We start from the raw sequence: 17080 nt of genomic DNA, 5'->3' as shown, positions 1-17080 counted from the left end.
TGGCCGTTATAAATTGACTGTGCAGCAAAAAGAGGCTTGACAGGTTAATATGGGCATAGCTACAGTTACCAGTAGATGGTAACTGTTACCATCTACTATGTGAGAGGAGCACGTATGGCATCTTTAGTTGGAAGGAGGCTGGGCGCACTTTTGGCAGATAAGGGAATGAGCCAGAAGGAGCTTGCCGCGAAAACCGGACTTACCCCAGCAGCTATTAGCAGATACGTCAGCGGAGCACGAGAGCCGCGACCCATTACAATTGCCGCCATCGCAAGAGCACTCAATGTTGCACCCGAAGCAATCACAGGAAACAACAATCAAAAAGAGACCGATGATGCAATTCGTCTGATAGCGCGCAATGCGCACAGCCTCAGCGAGGAACAAAGGGCCGAATTAATCGCCGCCTTAGCCAAGCGTTAATAGGAGGAATTCATTGCTCGAACGCCAGCACCAGAAAGAAATCGAACGAGCCGTTATCGAGATGCTGCAAGATTACGATCTTGCGAAATACCCGATAAGCGTAGGAGCAGCTGCGGAAGCGCTAGGGGTTAAGATCGTTCCCTACTCTTCCCTCGACCCTCATATGCGAAATGCGGCATTTGCCGTATCGAGCGATGCCTTCACCATTGCCGACGCCGAATATAATTCGGCCACTCTTGCTGTCAACGATGTAAGTGGCTCAACCTACAACAGGTCACGCTTTTCGGGCGCCCACGAGCTGGCTCATATTTTTTTAGGGCACAGCGAAGAAAACCCCTTTAAGGAAGCAGAGGCGGACTATTTTGCTGGATACCTACTGGTCCCACACCCATTAATACTAACGTTGCCAAAAGGCGCTGCCGTTACAGAACGTTTTGGCGTCAGCGGCAAATGCGCCAGTTTTGCCATAGACCAAGCAAATAACCGTCGCAAGGAAAATTCATTCTGGGAACCCCATGAGCAGTGGCTTGTTAGTAACGCCGTATGGAGAGGAGGCGGTCTTATTGGGCGTGCTTAGATAAAACGGCTGCTCCTGCGCCAACAGAAGCAGCCGATCTGGAGTCGACAAGGACTCGCGTTGCTGCGTTTAGTATAGGCTTCATTGTTTCCGTTATGCCTATATTCCTGTCGAATTCAGCGCAAGCCAAAAAAAACAAGTTGAATATCGATAGAAATGAGGTTGCCATGGGCAGCTTAAGTAACTATGACACTTTTCATACCAGATACTATTCTGGCGTAACCTACACCGGAGATTTCGAAATGCCCGTAATTAACGGGACCGATCAAATACCCGAACGAGTCGTTCGCTTTTCTGATTCAAAATCTCGCAAGCGCGACGACCCTTCCGCATGGGTGGTTCCATATGAGTACGACGTCAAGCTCCGTCCTTTCTGGAACAACCCCTTTAAATACATGGATCGGCTCCTCGAACATCCAGGAATCGTTTCCTGGGACTTCAGCATGTACAGAAACATGCCGTTTGCCCTGCAATACTGGAATTGCTTCAGGGGAAGGCTGCTCGGAAGCCTCTATGAGCGTTGTGGCGGAGCATGCATACCGAACATAAGGCCAACCGACAGGCGTAGCTATATATACGCCTTTGACGGCATTCCGACCGAAGCAACCATAGCCATGGGTACGATCGGCGCATTAAACACCGCAGATGACAGGGCAGTCTTCAAGGCATATGTCGATGAGTCTGTCTCTCGCCTCCGCCCCAAAAACATCATCGTCTATGGAACAGCGCCAGACGACATCTTTGATTCCGCATTGGACGCAGGGGTCAACGTTAAAAGCTATCCAACGCAAACTGCGCTAGCCCATCAGACGGAGGCGGCATAATGGGCGGGGGATATGGACGAGGCTTAGACTTTGGCGCGACCTGGGGATCAGGCAAATTGCCGCTGGCTGGATTTGAACCCGAGACGCTTCCCGAGGTCAACATTCAAATCGGTCGCAGCCTAAGCGCTAAAGCCTTAAACTACGACATTAAAGACCCCCACACTGGTCGGATCTTTAGATTTCTAGAGGGCACAACCATACGCAATGTAGAGGTGTTTGCCGGCAAAGGTGTAAGAAACAAACTCAACCCAAAAGTTGCTTTAGGCCTGAGTCAACAAATTGGAGGGCGCCCTCGCGATTGGAAGCACGTCAAAGGAATCGGCGTCGTTGATTACAACGGGCAGAGCAGAGAAGCCGAAGTTCATTGGTTCGAAGCCTCTGGCCAACCGAAGGTCAAATTCAAGATTAAGAGGTGGTTGTCGTGAAAGTAAAATACCTGGGCGAAACTTCATTCCTCGAGCTTACCAACGGTAAGGTCTACACGGTCCTATCCGTAGAAAAGGACTGGTATCGCATTGTCGACGACAGCGGAGAGGATTACCTGTATCCGCCGGAAGATTTCGAAGTTGTGGACCCCGCAAGCGAAACGGGCGACTAGGTCTTGTTTGAGCCGCCATGGCTCAAAGTTACATTCAACGAGTTGATACCCGTCATTAAATCGGGCCGTCACTCAACCAGCGGCGGCCCGATGCACTTTAGATCACCTTACGGATGGTGTCGGGACTGAAGGTTTTGAAGAGCTCTTCGAGGTTTGCCACGGCGGCGTCGTTGGAGAAGCATGCGTCGCGGAAGACCGCGTAGAGCGGACGCTCTTTGGCGATTGCCTCCAACGCCACGGTATCGACATCCTCGTCAAAGCAGGCGATAAGCTGGCCATCGTTGACGTCGAAGCACGCCTTGCCGCCGATTTCGCGCTCAGCGATTTTGGCGGAGTACTCGATGCGGAATGCGGGCAGGACCTGAAAGAGCAGGCCAAGCGGCGCAGCGCCTTCGGCGGCATTGTCGGCGAAGAGGTCGAGCTGAGTCTGGTCGTACTGGTCCGGTGCAGCGAACTCATCTTTGAGGCAGGAGTCATCTACACGCAGCACGCGGAAACCGATATCGGGCACGGGCTTGGGCTCGGCGCCGAGTTCGAGCTGCTCGTTGGCCTTGTCGATTTCGGTCTTAATCTTCTCGCCAGCTCGGCGAATACGCTCCTCACCGACGTTGCACAGATTGTCCCAGCCGCCAGGAGTCTCTTCGGGCAGTTGAACGAGGACAAAGCGCCTATTGCCACCGTCCTCGGCATTCTTGCGCATAGCGGCTTCTGCTGTGGTGGCAGACCCAGAGAAGAAGTCCAGGACAATGGAGTCCTTGTCGCTGGCGATGGTTAGGATGCGATCGACCAGGCGAACGGGCTTTGGGGTGTCGAAAGGTGCGGAGCCGTCGAAGAGAGATTTGAGCTGCTTCTTTGCCTCGTCGGTATGACCAACCTCGGAGTAGGACCATAGGTTGGTGGGCATCTTCCCATCCATCTCGTCAAGATAGCGCTTACAGGCCATGCCCCCATTACCACCACTTGTAAAGTACAAGACGGGCCAGCTGCCCTCTTCATATCGTGCTCTGGATCGTGCGTATGTTGTCTCATCAGGATTCTTTAGCATGAGGGCTTTAACATCCCGACGTACTTCGTTAGCAGGCAGATTACATATCTGCGCTCGGCGCTCTTCATCATGAATATCAACCCATTCATAATCAGCCCATTCACTCATCAAGCTGAGCATGCTGTACCCGCCGAACGGTCGACATCGACCGTTCGGCGGGTACAGTAGCTCGCCTGTGAGTGGATGCTGAATGGCATATACCATACCTTGGTGTGTAGCGGCACCGGGTGCCGACGCGTCCCCCGCCTTCCAGGGGCGCGGGTCGCCATCCGGACTCGAGTAGCGGCCATCCATCTCGGCAGTTCTTGGCAGTCTGCCCGGTATCCACTCGGGGCTCTTCGAGTACGCCAGGATATGCTCAACCTCAGATGGAATCCCCTTCGAATCGTTTCTCGGCGAATAGGTCTTCTGCCAGGCAATATCTCCAACAAAGCAAGAAGCACCAAACACCTCGCCGCAGATGGCGCGAAGGTTCTTGGACTCGTTATCGTCAATGCTAATAAAGATTGCACCGTCGTCGCTCAACATATCCCTAGCCAGCATGAGCCTCGGATACATCATCGAGCACCAGTCGGAGTGGAAGCGGCCGTTGGACTCGGGGTTGGCTACAAGGCGGCCACCCTCCTCGTTGTAGTCGCCGTTCTGGGCGTCGTATTCCGCCCGCGCCTTGGAGAAGTCATCGTCGTACACGAAGTCACTACCCGTGTTGTAAGGTGGATCGATATAGATCAGCTTAACTTTGCCGGCGTAGGTCTCGCGCATGATCTTGAGGGCCTCGAGGTTGTCGCCCTCGATGTAGAGGTTCTCGGTGCTCTCCCAGTCCTTGGACTTCTCGGGGCAGGGGCGCATAGTCTTCTTGGTGGGGCGGCGCGCCTCGAGCTTGGCCTCGCGCTTGCCGGGCCAGGTGAACTGGTAGCGCTCGCGCGGGCCGTCCACGACCTCCCCGGAGAGGTCGTCGCGCAGGGCATCGAAGTCGATGGCGAGCCTGACGTTGCCGTCGGCGTCCGCCGCCTCGGTCACTACGTCAGGGAAGAGCGCGGCGATCTTGGCGATGTTCTCCTGCGTGAGGTCGGGGGTCTCCCGGCTGATCTTCTCCATCGTTGCTACTCCTCCTCAAGCCGCCTAAGCTCGGCTTGCTTCTTTTTCATCTGTAAAAATAGCTCGTTCTTTCGGACAATCTGTCGTTCCATGCGGGCCTTGGTGTCGAGCGCGGAGACCTCCGCACGCAACCCGTCTATTTTCTCACGGCGATCGATTCTCGCCCAGACGTCGTGACCATCGAATTCTCCCAACGCGACTTGGGCGAGCATGGAATCCCATACCATGTCGAGATTGAAACCGTTCAAGGCAAGACGCTTGATATCCCGCGTCTCCAGCAGGCGACCCTCCTCGCAAATCGCGATATCGCCGGATCCGCCGTCGACAATCACGGCCTTGTTGGGCGTCGCGTTGCTCACCAGGCGCACGGCGCGCTCGGGCACCCGTTCCCCTTTGGGATCGATCCTCAGCACGAGAATCTCGTGTACCGCTTTGCCGTCGGCGATATTGGTCGTAGCCGGCTTGATGGAGTTCGCGACGATAATTGACGCCACGCCACCCGTAAGGTCACGCCGGGTGGCAGCATCAACGTCCATATGACGGTAGAAGGCCTCTTTGGGCAGACGCCTTCCCACCTCGGTCGTGGCCGGAAGTCCTAGCATGGTTTTTTCACCACCAAGAAGCACACGAGCTCAAAGTCGTCGATGCCCTCGATGTCGTTCTCCAAAAAGCCCGTCGTCCCGCCGCTGAAGAAGCTGTCGATATCGGACTCGCTTTTGCCCTCGACGATGGAGCCGATCGCACTTGCCAGTAGGTCCGTCTGGGCAGCCATGTCACGCCCGTCGTCGGTCTGAGCGTTGTAAGCGCGGCACAGGTCTTCAACCGGCTCCTGGACGCCTCGACAGATTCGCCTCATCTCGTCCAAGATGTCCTTGGGCGTGGCATAGCCATGCAGGATCGACCCGTCCTCGCCAACGTACACCAGGTAGAAGGGATGGATGGGGTTGCCGGAGAGTCTGTCGATGTTGCCATTCGCGTTGCGCAGCACAAATATCGTGCCCGGCTCTTCGCCGGCAGCGACTGCCTCGATGCCGTATGGGACGTTTTCGATCTCGGGATGCTCCTTCCGGTACTCGACCAAGTCCATACGGAAGTCGTTGAGGCCAAGGTCGGTGATGGAAATGCCGCCCTGGGCATCCTCCAGATCGACGACCTCGTCCTTCATGCGCTCAAGCTGCTGGCGGCGATACTCCAAGTCGCCCTTCTCGTCCTCGTTGATATAGTCGTCATCACCCGTCGATGCCATCACCAGCGCATGCATCTTGTTCTCGACGCGTGCCTTGAGGTTGATGTACTCGTCGAGCTCAACATCGGGCCAGAAGTTGATGAGCTGGATGCAGGCGTTCTTGGAGCCAATACGGTCGACGCGGCCAAAGCGCTGCACGATGCGCACCGGGTTCCAGTGGATGTCGTAGTTGATGACGCAGTCGCAGTCCTGCAGGTTCTGGCCTTCGGAAATACAGTCGGTCGCGATGAGCACGTCGATGTCCTTGCCCTTGAGTCTCGGATACGCAACGTCGCGGTCCTTCGATACCGGGCTGAAGCAGGTAATGACCTCGTTCATGTCGTTGCGAACGCCCTCGACCGAGCAGCGGGCGCTCTGCGAGCCGCCAGCGACCTCAGCGACCTCGAGCCCATAGCGCTCCTCGACGTAGGCGCCGATGTTCTTGTAGAGGTAGTCCGCCGTGTCAGCAAACGCCGTAAAGATCAGCAGCTTCTTGTTGCCCGGGTTTATGGGGTTCTCAATCTTGTCCGCGATGACGCGCCTGAGCTTGGCCAGTTTCGCGTCATGCTCGGCATCGATAGGAGCGATAAGCTGTCGGATGTCCTCGAGTGCCTCGAGGTCCTTGAGCATATCGCGCTCCCAGCTAATCCAGTCCATGTCCTCGAGCGAGAACCTGCTCTTGGTGCCGACCGTAAAGTCGGTGTCCCCCTCCTCATACTCAAAGGACTCGACGGCCTCGACCGACGCGCCGGACGCGCCGGCGCGATAGTCCTCAATAACCTTTAGATTGTGCCTAATGACCTCGATAATCTTGCCCAGCGTGATCTCGAAGGCGTAGACGGAGCTCTCCAGGCGCTTGAGCAGAATGGAGGACATGAGCTTGACCATTCCCTGCTCGCGACCGCTGGTGGGAGGACGACCGTGCTCGTCGGCGTACTTGGGCGCCGCGCTGGGATGGAGATAGACCGTGGGCAGGTAGACCGCGAGCGTGAGCGAGGCGAGCGTGTCGGCTATCTGCGAGTAGGTGCCCGCCTCGTCCGAGGTGGCCAGACTCGGCCGCAACGATACCGGCTTAAGCCTTTTGGGGAACGGACCGATCGCGGATACATCGTAGTAGCGCTGCACATGTCTGCGCGAGCGCGCAACGGTAACGCGGTCGAGAATCTGGAAGAAGTTGAAGTCGAGCCGGTCCGTCAGCGCCGTCGTGGTCCTATCGGCCGCGGGCAGCTCCGACCAGTCGCGAAACGCCGCCTGCGCGTCGCGGAATACCTGATCGACCGGCTTGTCGAGTCCGAGCTTTTTCGACCATGCGTCGGGATCGCCCTGATAGGCAAGCTTGAGCTGGTTGTGTAGATCGCGGAACCTGTTGTTGACGGGGGTTGCCGAAAGCATCAGAACCTTCGTCTCGACTCCGTCCTTGATCACCTTGTTGAGGAGCCTCTCGAAGCGGTTGCCCTGCGTCTCGTCCTCGACCTTGGACGAGGTGTCTGCACCGTTGCGGAAGTTATGGGACTCGTCGATGACGACGAGGTCGTAGGCACCCCAGTTAAACTTCTCGAGGTCGTTACCCTCCACCGTCATTCCCTTATCGCGGGACAGGTCAGTGTGGTAGAGCACGTCGTAGCGCAGGCGATCGGCGGCGATGGGGTTGTTGACGTAGTTCTTTTTATAGGTGAGCCAGTTGTCCGAGAGGCGCTTGGGGCAGAGCACGAGCACGTTGCGGTTGAGCAGCTCATAGTACTTAATGACCGCGAGGGCAGTGAACGTCTTGCCCAGTCCGACGCTGTCTGCGAGGATGCAGCCGTTGTAGGTCTGGAGCTTGTTGATGATGGCAAGCGCCGCGTCCTGCTGGAAATCGTAGAGCAGGTTCCAGACTTTGCTCTCCTTGAAGCCGGTCCCCTCTTTTGCGAGGTCATCCACCGAGACGTCCTCGAGGAACTCGCTAAAGATGCGGTAGAGCGCGGCGTAGTAGACCAGCTCGGGCGGGTTCTCGCGATACATGGTGGAGATGGAGTCGATTACCGCCTGGGTAACGTCCTCAAGCTCGCCCGAATCCCAGGCGGCATTGAACTGACACAGGTACTGGCGCGCCATGTCCCCCGGGATGCCCATAGTCATGGTGAGCTGCTTGCTGGGCGTTGTACCCAGAGCGGACGTCGTCAGGCCCTCGATAGGCTGGAACGCCGCAGGCTCGGTACCGTCGACGACGAGATAGCCACCGGCTGCGCGATTGGCATCTCGGTATGAGCGGAACTCTGCCTTCTTTCTAATCCACTCGGCGCATTCACGAGCGACAGCTTTCTGCCTAAGTTCATTCTTGAGCTTAATCTCGAGGTCCGTGCCGCCAATACTGCTCTCGCGCCCCATACGCGGGATATAGTAATCACGCTGCTCCTTCTGGGCTTTGACGGATAAGAAGGTCGGTTCCGTATAAATAAACCGGAAGGAATCGCATGCCTCAAGCTGTTTTTTGAGCTCGCCATATCCATAAATCGAGAACAGCGCCGCAGCGACTGAAATTCGATCTCCGTTATTGATTGCTTCAATTAGACCATCTTTAAGCAGCTCGTTTTGGTTATCAAAGCTCTTCAGATTCATAAAACGCCCTTCGGACGCAGCGTCTGGAAACAAAATGCTCGGCGCCGCTTCTTGCATCGCTGTCGAGCCTCATCGGCACCTAAGCTATTAGTCTAAACCGAGATATGCAAAACGCCTTGCGGGGATGTCAATTATTCGGTCAGCGCGACGACGCAAGCACGAGAAATGGCGTGTGACTTTCATCTCAATCTGTAACATCTAGACCGTTATTCCGCTTCTATCTGTTACAGATTGAGACAGACGGGCAGCCTTCAACCTTCCATCTCGATCTGTAACAGATAGAAGCAAAATGCCCGTCTTAGTGTTACAGCTCGAGACAAACTGGAAAACAAGACGAATACCGAGCCCGACAACTCGCCAAAACAAGAAACGGACCCTGTCCCACTAGGGAACAGAGCCCGAAACTCTCATGGAGCCAGTGACAGGAATCGAACCCGCAACCCACTGATTACAAATCAGTTGCGCTACCGTTGCGCCACACTGGCACACTTGGCGCTTTCGCGCGAAGCCAATTAAGAATAAAGGAATTGCGGACGGGGCGCAACAGGCCCTTTGATCGACCATATCTCAAAACTATTCGTCAGAACGAATAGTTTTATCTGTTCGCCAGAACCAATAACTATTCGTTTTGGCGATGCCAAGCCGCAACCCATTGATTACAAACCAGTTGGTTGATCAATCGAGAAAGCAGCTCCCCATAGAAGGTTTACCTACCTCCCGCGCAGGGCCTTGAGCTTTGCCAGTGCCTCGGGGCTCAGGCGACTGCCCAGAGTCATCTTGATCTGCGGAGCTTCCTCTGCCTCGCGGACGTCGTTATCGATCTGTTTGATCTCGTCCACCAGCATGCGGCTCGAGATGCGCGTAACGCCCTTGCCCATGACGACGGCTTGAATTGTGCCGTCACTCGATACCACGGAGCACGCGCGGCCTTCCTCGCGCGCCTCGATGCAGAGCTTTTGTACCACGGTATCGGCCGATACGCCCGTCGGCGAAAACTCGATGCGCACGCCGCGAGCCGGCAAGTTGGGACGCTCGCTAGAGATATTGCCTGCACCGTCAAACACAATTACGGCCTCGTAGCGGCCCTGGGCAAAGGCGGCGACGTCGTTGATAAGGGCGGTGCGCGCCATATCGTGAACGTCGCTGGAATACGGATCGTCGGAATGGTCGTACACGAGCTTTTCGTAGCGCGGCGTGCAGTGGATCACGTTGTAGCCGTCGACCACCAGCAGCTCGGGCTTATTGGAGTGAACCGTCGAGACCGGGTCGGCGATAGCCTGCGCAAACGCATTGCCGCCCACGCCGTAGGTCGCGGCCGAGACAATCGGCTTGGCCGAGCCTTCGCCAAAGCGCTTGGCCTTAGACTTGGCGCGGTTCTTCTTGGACATGCGCTACTCCTCCCCCATGAGCTCGCCGGCGTTGCGACGTAGCCACTCAAAGCACAGTGCCGTCGTTGCCTGGGCAACGTTGAGGCTCTCGGTCATGCCACGCTGAGGAAGCTTGGTCAAAAAGTCGCATTTCCCGAGCACCAGGCGCGAGATGCCGTCGCCCTCGGAGCCCATGACGAGCGCCACGCGGCCCTCGAAGGGAGCATCCCAGCAACTGCCCTCGGCGTGCTCGGAGGCACCGCCCACCCAAAAGCCAGCGGCCTTAAGATCGTCGAGCGCACGGGCAATGTTGGGGACCTGCACGATAGGCAGATGCATGACGGCGCCGGCTGAGGTCTTGTAGCTGCCCACGGTCACGCCGGCAGCGCGCTTGTTGGCGATGATGACGCCCGCCGCGCCCACGACCTCGGCGGAGCGCACGATGGCGCCAAAGTTGCCGTCATCGGTCACGTGATCGAGCACCACGACAAGTGCCGGACCCTCGCCTGCACGGTCGAGGATATCGGCGACATCCGCATAAGGGAAGTTGCCCACCTCGAGTGCAATACCCTGGTGAGCGCCATGGCTCGACAGCGCATCGAGCTGCGCGCGCGGCACGTACTTAATGCGGACACCCGCGGCGTTGAGGTCATCGACCAGACGAGACAAGGCGGCATCGCGCTCCCCGCCCTCGGCAATAAGTGCGCACTTGATGGGAAAACCGGTGCGCAGGGCCTCGACGGCAGCGCGACGACCTTCGATAAACTCGCCCTTGGGAGCCTGGACAGCGTCGCGGTTGCGATCGCGCTGCGGACGCGCAGCTTGGGTACGATCGCGCTGGCCCTTGGAAGCGGCAGCGCGGTCATTTCGGCGAATCGGACGCGAGCCAGAAGCGGCCTGCTTGCCGCCACGAGGCGCACGCTTGCGATTGTCGGCCATAGGACGGCCTCCTAAATACAACTATCAAACGAAACAAATAGACCGACCGCCCGAGGTGCGGCAGATTGCCTTGAAAGAAGAGGGCATAGACCTTGAGGTCATGCCCGACGATTGAAAGGCAAGGTGCCGTGGCTCGGGCGGTCGGGTGCTTGGGAAACCCGCGGGGGTTAGAGGGATTTGATACGGGTGCCGGCGGCGGTATCTTCAATCGTCAGGCCCAGGTCCTTGAGTTGATCGCGGATGGCGTCTGCCAAGTCCCAGTTCTTGGCGGCACGGGCCTCGGCGCGAGCCTCGAGAATCTTGGCAGCGGCCTCGTCCACGTCGTCACCAGTGTAGGCGACCAAGCCGGCGGCAACGCCCAAAAGGCCCAGCGGCAGCTCGACCTTGGGCTCGGGAAGCTCAACGCCAAACGTATCGAGCAGCTCGACCAGCGTATCGGCGGCAGCAAGAGCCGCGGCCTTGTCGGCAGCGTCGCCCGCCTGCTCCAGATACTGATTGCACTCGGTGACAAAACCAAAGACGGCGCCCATGGCACCGGCGGTGTTAAAGTCGTCGTCCATGCACTCCTTAAAGGTGGCACGGGTCTCGGCAGCCTTGGCGGCAAACGCCTCAGATGCTGCCTCATCGGCATCGGCCGTCGCATGGTTCGCGGCCCAGCGCAGGTTCTCGACCGTACCGGCGATACGCGTGAGCGAATTCTCGGCACCCTCCAGGCGCTCCCAGGAGAAGTCGAGCGGCGAGCGATAGCTCGTCTGCAGCATCAGCAGGCGCAGGGCGGCAGCGGAGTGCTGCTCGAGCACCTCGGCCAGCGTAAAGAAGTTACCAAGCGATTTGGACATCTTCTCGCCGTCGACCAGCAGCATGCCCGTGTGCATCCAGGTGTTGGAGAAGCCCTGGTGCCAGGCGCAGGCAGCCTGGGCGCACTCGTTCTCGTGATGCGGGAAGGCAAGGTCGGAGCCACCGCCGTGAATGTCGATCGGGGTACCCAGGTAGCGGTGCACCATGGCGGCGCACTCGGTGTGCCAACCGGGACGGCCCTCGCCCCAGGGGCTCGGCCAGCTGGGCTCGCCGGGCTTGGCGGCCTTCCACAGCGCAAAGTCGAGCGGGTCGTTCTTGTCCTCGTTCTCCTCGATGCGCGCACCCACCATAAGGTCGTCGATGTTGCGGCCCGAGACCTGACCGTAGTTGGGATCGCTGCGCACGGAAAAGTACACGTCGCCGTTATCGGCGGCGTAAGCGTGGCCCTGCTCGATGAGCGCCTTGATCATGGCAATCATGGGGCCGATCTCCTTGGTGGCGCGGGGGCGCACATCGGGATCGAGCACGTTGGCAGCGCGCATGACGCCAATAAACTTATCCGAGAACTCCGTCGCGACCTCGGCGGCCGTACAGCCCTGCTCGTTAGCGCGCTTGATGATCTTGTCGTCGACATCGGTAAGGTTCTGGGCGAACGTGACCTCGTAGCCGCTCGCGATGAGCCAGCGTCGAATCACATCGAAGCTGATGAACGTGCGGGCGTTGCCGATGTGGATGTTGTCGTAAACCGTGGGTCCGCACACGTACATACGGACCTTGCCGGGCTCGATGGGCTGGAACTCTTCCTTTTTATGGGTAGCGCTGTTGTAGATACGCATTCGTTACTCCTTAACGGTTTTCTGTAGCAGGCAGACGGCCCAGGCGCCAATTCCCTCGCCTTGACCTTCCCAACCGAGCTTTTCGGTCGTGGTGGCGGCGACGCCCACGTTTTCGACGTCAACGCCCAGGGCATGGGCCAAGTTGGCACGCATGGCATCGCGGTGCGGGGTGATCTTAGGCTGCTGGCAGGCAATGGTGCAGTCGGCATCGACAAACTCAAAGCCCAGCTCGCGCGCATAGTCCATTACGCGGGCAAGCAACACCATCGAGTCGGCACCCTCGTAGGCGGGGTCGGTGTCGGGGAACAGCTTGCCAATGTCTCCCCCGCGGCAGGCGCCCAGAATAGCGTCGGCCAGCGCGTGCGCGAGCACATCGGCATCCGAGTGGCCCAGCAGGCCGCGCTCGTAGGGAATGTCGACCCCGCCGATGATACATCGACGCCCCTCCACCAAACGGTGGACGTCGTAGCCGTGGCCAATGCGCAGGTTACTGAACATGGGGAAGGTCCTCTCCCTCGGCCATGCGACCGAGCAAAATCGCGGTTACGGGACGCAAGTCCTCGGGCACCGTCACCTTAAGGTTGTCGCGCGGGCTCTGGACGCAGCGGACGCGCCCACCCATGCGCTCGACCAGTGACGAATCGTCCGTACCGATAAAGCCCTCGGCAATCGCCGCGGCATGGGCGCGTTTCATGGCGTCGACACTAAAGATCTGCGGCGTCTGCGCGGCCCAATAGAGTTCGCGTGGCGGCGTCTCGACGATGTTGTCCCCATCGACGATCTTGAGCGTGTCGATCGCGGGCTGGCCACACACGACACCGTCGAGCGAGCGGTCACTCACGAGCACGTCGATAGCGTGATCGATGACCTCGGTAGTAATAAGCGGACGAGCGCCGTCGTGAATGGCGACGTATTCAAAGCCTGCCGGCACCGCATGCACGCCGGCACGAGTGGAGTCCTGGCGGGTATCGCCGGCATCGGCGAAGCTGATGGGCGTGTCATACGAATACGGGCTGATGGCCAGGCGGCGCATCTCGGCACGACGCTCGGCAGGGCAAACCACGACGATATGGCCGACCTTATCGCTACGGTCAAACGCGCGGATGGACCAGCTCATAAGCGGACGGCCCGCTACATTGACGAGCTGCTTGCCACCGGGATTACCAAAGCGCTGGCCGCTGCCACCGGCAACGACCACGGCGCATACGGGCGCCATTATGCGTTCCCCTGTTTGGTGCCCTTCATGCGGTACAGGGAGTCCGCAAGAATGGCAGGGTTGTTAACGCCAAAGTCGCCCAGGCGCTCCGGATCCTTGCTGATGTCGTCCATGAGCTCCTGCAGCGAGCCATACTCGTCGACAATCTTCTCGGCCACGCCGTCGCGCACGACGGACACGCGCGAAAGCGTGCGCAGGCCCAGCGGCGTCATGACGGAGTCCTCGTCCAAGTCGTCGTAGCCCAGAACCGCCGCCACATGCTGCGGGTCGGACAAGTCCTTGGGCGTCATGCGGCTAAGCTCGGCACGGATCTTCTCGGCGTTTGCCTCGGAGGAATCGCTTGCGTAGTCGCGAATCATCAAGTCGTACTCGGTATCCATGCTGGAGCCGGCGAGCTGCTCGAGCTGCATCTGCACGAGCTTGCCCTGGTTGCCCAGCTTGACAATGCAATCCTTAAGCTCGGTCTTTGCCTGCTGCATAATCTCGAAACTCGAGAAAATGCCGGTGATGTCGGCGAGCGTGACGTAGTCGTCCAGCTCGAGGGCCGTCAGACGCAGCAGGGAGCGGTCGAGCGACTGACGGGTGGTCTGAAGCGTAGCGACGAGCTGGTTGACCGAGCTCATGATGGTGGTGACGGGCTGAATCTCATAGCTCTTGCCGTGCACATACACGTTGACGACGGCACGACGGGCCGAGACCGAGATCACGATGGCGTCGGTGAGCACCGACATGCGAGCGGCAGTACGGTGACGCATGCCCGTCTCGCTCGTGGCGAGCGAGGGATCGGGATTGAGGTGGAAATTGGCGCGCAGGATCTGGGTAAGGTCGCCGTCGATGACGATGGCGCCGTCCATCTTGGAAAGCTCGAACAGGCGGTTCGAGGTAAACGAAATGTTGAGCGGGAAGCCGTCGTTACCGGCAGCGAGCACGTTTTCGGTATCGCCGACGCAGATAAGCGCGCCCAGGTGACCGGCGATGATCATGTCAAGGGCGGTGCGGATCGGCTGACCAGGTGCCGTCAGGCGGATGGCCTGTTCCATACGCTTTTGCAGCTCGTTCTTATCCAAGGCATCGCTCCCATCGTATACGCTCCATAAACGTCAATAAGTTTCTCACGGTTTGCCCCTGTGACGCCCGCAAATTCCGATGCTTACAGAATGAGCGAACACCGCTTAGGTAGCTCATTTGGGACGGGGCTCTTTTGGCTGCTTATGTGGTAGCATCGGGTCTCATATAAATGAGGGAGTGGTCGTGTAATCGGGTTCGCCCGCAGAGAGGGGGCCAGACTATGGGACTCGCAGAGCTCGTGTTGCTCGCCGTTGGCCTTTCGATGGACGCCTTTGCCGTTTCCATCTGCAAGGGTCTCGGCATGAAAAAGATCAACCTTAAAGTCGCCGTTGTGCTCGGCCTGTTCTTTGGCGGCTTTCAGGCCGGCATGCCCGTAATCGGTTGGGCACTCGGCAGCCAGTTCATGGGCATCATCGGTCCCATAGACCATTGGATCGCCTTTATCCTTTTGGCCTTTATCGGCGGCAAGATGCTGTGGGAAACCTTTACCGAAGACGAGGATGAGGACGAAGACGACGGCAAGGATGCCGAAAAGATCGACCTGGGCGAGTACCTAATCCTTGCCATCGCCACCTCGATTGACGCGCTCGCCGTGGGCATCTCGTTTGCCGCGCTCTCGGTCGATATCGTGCCCTCTGTATCACTTATCGGCGTCACAACGTTTATCTTCTCCGTCGCCGGCGTAGCGATCGGCCACACCTTTGGCGCGCGCTACGAAAAACCCGCCACCATCGTGGGTGGCGTCGTACTCGTCCTCATCGGGCTTAAGATCCTGCTTGAGCACCTTGGGATCCTCGCACTGTGACGAATAACGGCCGCCCGGCATTACGCCAGGCGGCCGTTTTCATAGCCAGCCGTTTTAGAGCGGCTTAACCAAGGCGACCTTTACGCGGCAAGGCGCTTGAGGACGTCGATGAGCAGCTCGTAGAAGCGCTCGGCAGAAGCGAGCTCCATGCTCTCGTCCGGGGTGTGGACATCGGAGAGCGTCGGGCCCACGGCGATGGCGTCCAGGCCGTGCAGGGCCTCGGCAAACAGGCCGCACTCAAGGCCGGCGTGAATGGACTCGATGCGCAGCTCGGAGCCAAAGAGCTCGCGATAGCTCTCGACAAAGACGTCGCGGACCGGCGAATGCTCGGCATAGCTCCAGCCGGGATACTCGAACTCAAACTTGGCGTCGAAGCCCAGGACATCGGCCAGCGTCTGCAGGCGGTCCTTGAACTCGTTCTGCAGCGAGGTGATCGAGGAGCGCGGGGACAGCATGATCTTGACCTCGTCGTCAGAAGTGGCAACCACACCGATGTTGGAGGAAACCTCGACGGAGCCGTCGGTAGCAACGTTGCGGCGGATCACGCCATTGGGGGCAAGACGCAGGGCGCGGATGAGGGCAAGCGCGGACCTCTCGTCCATGGCCTCGACCTCGGCGTCGTCGGCAATCTCGACAGTGCAGGTAAAGCCGGGGTCGAAGACCTCGAGCTCGGCAGTGACGTCGGCGATAATGCCCTTTGCGATCTGGGCCGCGGCCTCGGCGGCAGCGTGGTCGGCGTAGACCAGAACAGCCTTGCACTCACGGTTGATGGCGTTGTCCTTGGTGCCGCCGTTAAAGCTAACGATGGCGGGCTCGCCGGCAACCATCAGGCGGTCGATGATGCGGGCCATGATGAGGTTGCCGTTGCCGCGCTCCAGGTGGATATCGCTGCCGGAGTGACCGCCCAGCAGGCCGGAGATGTCGAACGTGAGGGTGCTACCGGTCTTGTGCTCGCGCGCGATCGGGCAGGTGTAGGTAACGACGACGCCGCCGGCGCAGCTGACGGTGGCAACGCCCTCTTCCTCGGAGTCAAGGTTGATCATGGTGCGGGCGCTAATCTGAGACTTGTCGAGCGTCTCGGCGCCGACCAGGCCAGTCTCCTCGTCGGTGGTGAATACGCACTCGAGGGCGGGGTGAACAATCGAATCGTCATCGAGAACAGTGAGCATCAGAGCGACGGCGATGCCGTTGTCGGCGCCCAGCGTGGTGCCGTTAGCGGTGAGAACGCCGTCCTTGACGAGCAGGTCGATACCATCGGTCGTAAAGTCGTGCTCAACGGAGCCCAATTTGTCGCACACCATATCGATGTGGCCCTGAAGCATCACGGTCGGGGCATTCTCGGCACCGGCAGATGCGGGCTTGCGAATGATGACGTTGTAGACCTCGTCCTGATACACATCGAGGCCGCGCTCCTTGGCAAACGCAACCAGGAAATCGCTGATGCCCTTCTCGTTGCCAGACCCACGGGGGATCGCGCTGACCTCCTCAAAGAAATGGAACAGCTGGGCGGGCTCATAGCCGGTGATCTTGTAGTCCATGGTGCCTCCTTGGCGCAACTGGTTAGACAATAAGACATGCGCCTTGTATATTCCCAGACTTCGTTTGCATAAACCAGTCGAAAACGCCGAGCGCTCTCGCATCATCGGCTAACGGCGGAGAAACGCCA

16 protein-coding genes and 1 tRNA gene are annotated in these 17080 nt (G+C 58.7%); 6 read left to right on the top strand and 11 right to left on the bottom strand.

What is annotated here, in order from left to right; all coding sequences use genetic code 11:
* Positions 1–114 precede the first annotated feature (114 nt).
* From ACTQXI_RS07370 to ACTQXI_RS07350, 5 genes are all read left to right on the top strand, one after another.
* Positions 115–420: a helix-turn-helix domain-containing protein gene (locus tag ACTQXI_RS07370; RefSeq protein WP_441548452.1), complete on the top strand. Its 306-nt coding sequence runs from the start codon at positions 115–117 to the stop codon at positions 418–420.
* A 13-nt stretch (positions 421–433) separates the two neighbouring features.
* Entirely contained in the window at positions 434–997 is a 564-nt protein-coding gene (locus ACTQXI_RS07365; protein ID WP_441548451.1) for an ImmA/IrrE family metallo-endopeptidase, read from the top strand.
* 140 nt (positions 998–1137) lie between these two features.
* Positions 1138–1821 carry a DUF4417 domain-containing protein gene (locus tag ACTQXI_RS07360; RefSeq protein WP_441545460.1) on the top strand — a complete coding sequence of 228 codons (684 nt, stop codon included), beginning with the start codon at positions 1138–1140 and terminating at the stop codon, positions 1819–1821.
* Positions 1821–2246 carry a hypothetical protein gene (locus ACTQXI_RS07355; RefSeq protein ID WP_441032131.1) on the top strand — a complete coding sequence of 142 codons (426 nt, stop codon included), beginning with the start codon at positions 1821–1823 and terminating at the stop codon, positions 2244–2246. Before ACTQXI_RS07360 ends, ACTQXI_RS07355 begins: the two co-directional genes overlap by 1 nt.
* Positions 2243–2419: a hypothetical protein gene (locus ACTQXI_RS07350; RefSeq protein WP_441545461.1), complete on the top strand. Its 177-nt coding sequence runs from the start codon at positions 2243–2245 to the stop codon at positions 2417–2419. Before ACTQXI_RS07355 ends, ACTQXI_RS07350 begins: the two co-directional genes overlap by 4 nt.
* 97 nt (positions 2420–2516) lie before the next feature.
* Here ACTQXI_RS07350 and ACTQXI_RS07345 read toward each other — a convergent pair whose 3' ends face one another.
* From ACTQXI_RS07345 to disA, 10 genes are all read right to left on the bottom strand, one after another.
* On the bottom strand, positions 2517–4562 hold the full coding sequence (locus ACTQXI_RS07345) for a site-specific DNA-methyltransferase (RefSeq protein ID WP_441545462.1): 2046 nt from the start codon (positions 4560–4562) through the stop codon (positions 2517–2519).
* 5 nt (positions 4563–4567) lie between these two features.
* Positions 4568–5164 (bottom strand): DUF4391 domain-containing protein, encoded by a 597-nt coding sequence (locus tag ACTQXI_RS07340; protein WP_441545463.1) that lies wholly within the window; start codon positions 5162–5164, stop codon positions 4568–4570.
* Positions 5158–8385 carry a helicase-related protein gene (locus ACTQXI_RS07335; protein WP_441548450.1) on the bottom strand — a complete coding sequence of 1076 codons (3228 nt, stop codon included), beginning with the start codon at positions 8383–8385 and terminating at the stop codon, positions 5158–5160. The genes ACTQXI_RS07340 and ACTQXI_RS07335 overlap by 7 nt, the downstream gene beginning before the upstream one ends.
* Positions 8386–8795: 410 nt before the next feature.
* Positions 8796–8870: transfer RNA gene (locus tag ACTQXI_RS07330), tRNA-Thr, on the bottom strand.
* Between the two features lie 225 nt (positions 8871–9095).
* A complete protein-coding gene (locus ACTQXI_RS07325) occupies positions 9096–9773 on the bottom strand; it encodes an NYN domain-containing protein (protein ID WP_154514764.1) in 678 nt (225 codons plus the stop codon).
* Between the two features lie 3 nt (positions 9774–9776).
* Positions 9777–10691 (bottom strand): 23S rRNA (guanosine(2251)-2'-O)-methyltransferase RlmB, encoded by a 915-nt coding sequence (rlmB, locus tag ACTQXI_RS07320; RefSeq protein WP_441048849.1) that lies wholly within the window; start codon positions 10689–10691, stop codon positions 9777–9779.
* Between the two features lie 167 nt (positions 10692–10858).
* On the bottom strand, positions 10859–12325 hold the full coding sequence (gene cysS, locus ACTQXI_RS07315) for a cysteine--tRNA ligase (protein ID WP_441048848.1): 1467 nt from the start codon (positions 12323–12325) through the stop codon (positions 10859–10861).
* Between the two features lie 3 nt (positions 12326–12328).
* Positions 12329–12823, bottom strand: a complete 495-nt coding sequence (ispF, locus tag ACTQXI_RS07310) for a 2-C-methyl-D-erythritol 2,4-cyclodiphosphate synthase (protein ID WP_006234975.1) — start codon at positions 12821–12823, stop codon at positions 12329–12331.
* Complete coding sequence (gene ispD, locus ACTQXI_RS07305) at positions 12813–13541, bottom strand: 2-C-methyl-D-erythritol 4-phosphate cytidylyltransferase (RefSeq protein WP_441048847.1); 729 nt, start codon at positions 13539–13541, stop codon at positions 12813–12815. The genes ispF and ispD overlap by 11 nt, the downstream gene beginning before the upstream one ends.
* A complete protein-coding gene (gene disA, locus ACTQXI_RS07300; protein ID WP_370450554.1) occupies positions 13541–14581 on the bottom strand; it encodes a DNA integrity scanning diadenylate cyclase DisA in 1041 nt (346 codons plus the stop codon). Before disA ends, ispD begins: the two co-directional genes overlap by 1 nt.
* A 248-nt stretch (positions 14582–14829) precedes the next feature.
* Here disA and ACTQXI_RS07295 point away from each other — a divergent pair, with 248 nt between their 5' ends.
* Positions 14830–15414 carry a manganese efflux pump MntP gene (locus ACTQXI_RS07295; protein ID WP_441048846.1) on the top strand — a complete coding sequence of 195 codons (585 nt, stop codon included), beginning with the start codon at positions 14830–14832 and terminating at the stop codon, positions 15412–15414.
* An 80-nt stretch (positions 15415–15494) separates the two neighbouring features.
* Here the strand turns inward: ACTQXI_RS07295 and ACTQXI_RS07290 are convergent, their stop codons facing one another.
* A complete protein-coding gene (locus ACTQXI_RS07290) occupies positions 15495–16952 on the bottom strand; it encodes an aminoacyl-histidine dipeptidase (RefSeq protein WP_441048845.1) in 1458 nt (485 codons plus the stop codon).
* Positions 16953–17080 lie beyond the last annotated feature (128 nt).

It is taken from the genome of Collinsella sp. LCP19S3_C9, from assembly GCF_052121575.1.
Classification (GTDB): Bacteria; Actinomycetota; Coriobacteriia; order Coriobacteriales; family Coriobacteriaceae; genus Collinsella.
Note: the sequence above shows the minus strand (reverse complement) of the source record. Positions and strands in the feature narration are given on the sequence as shown.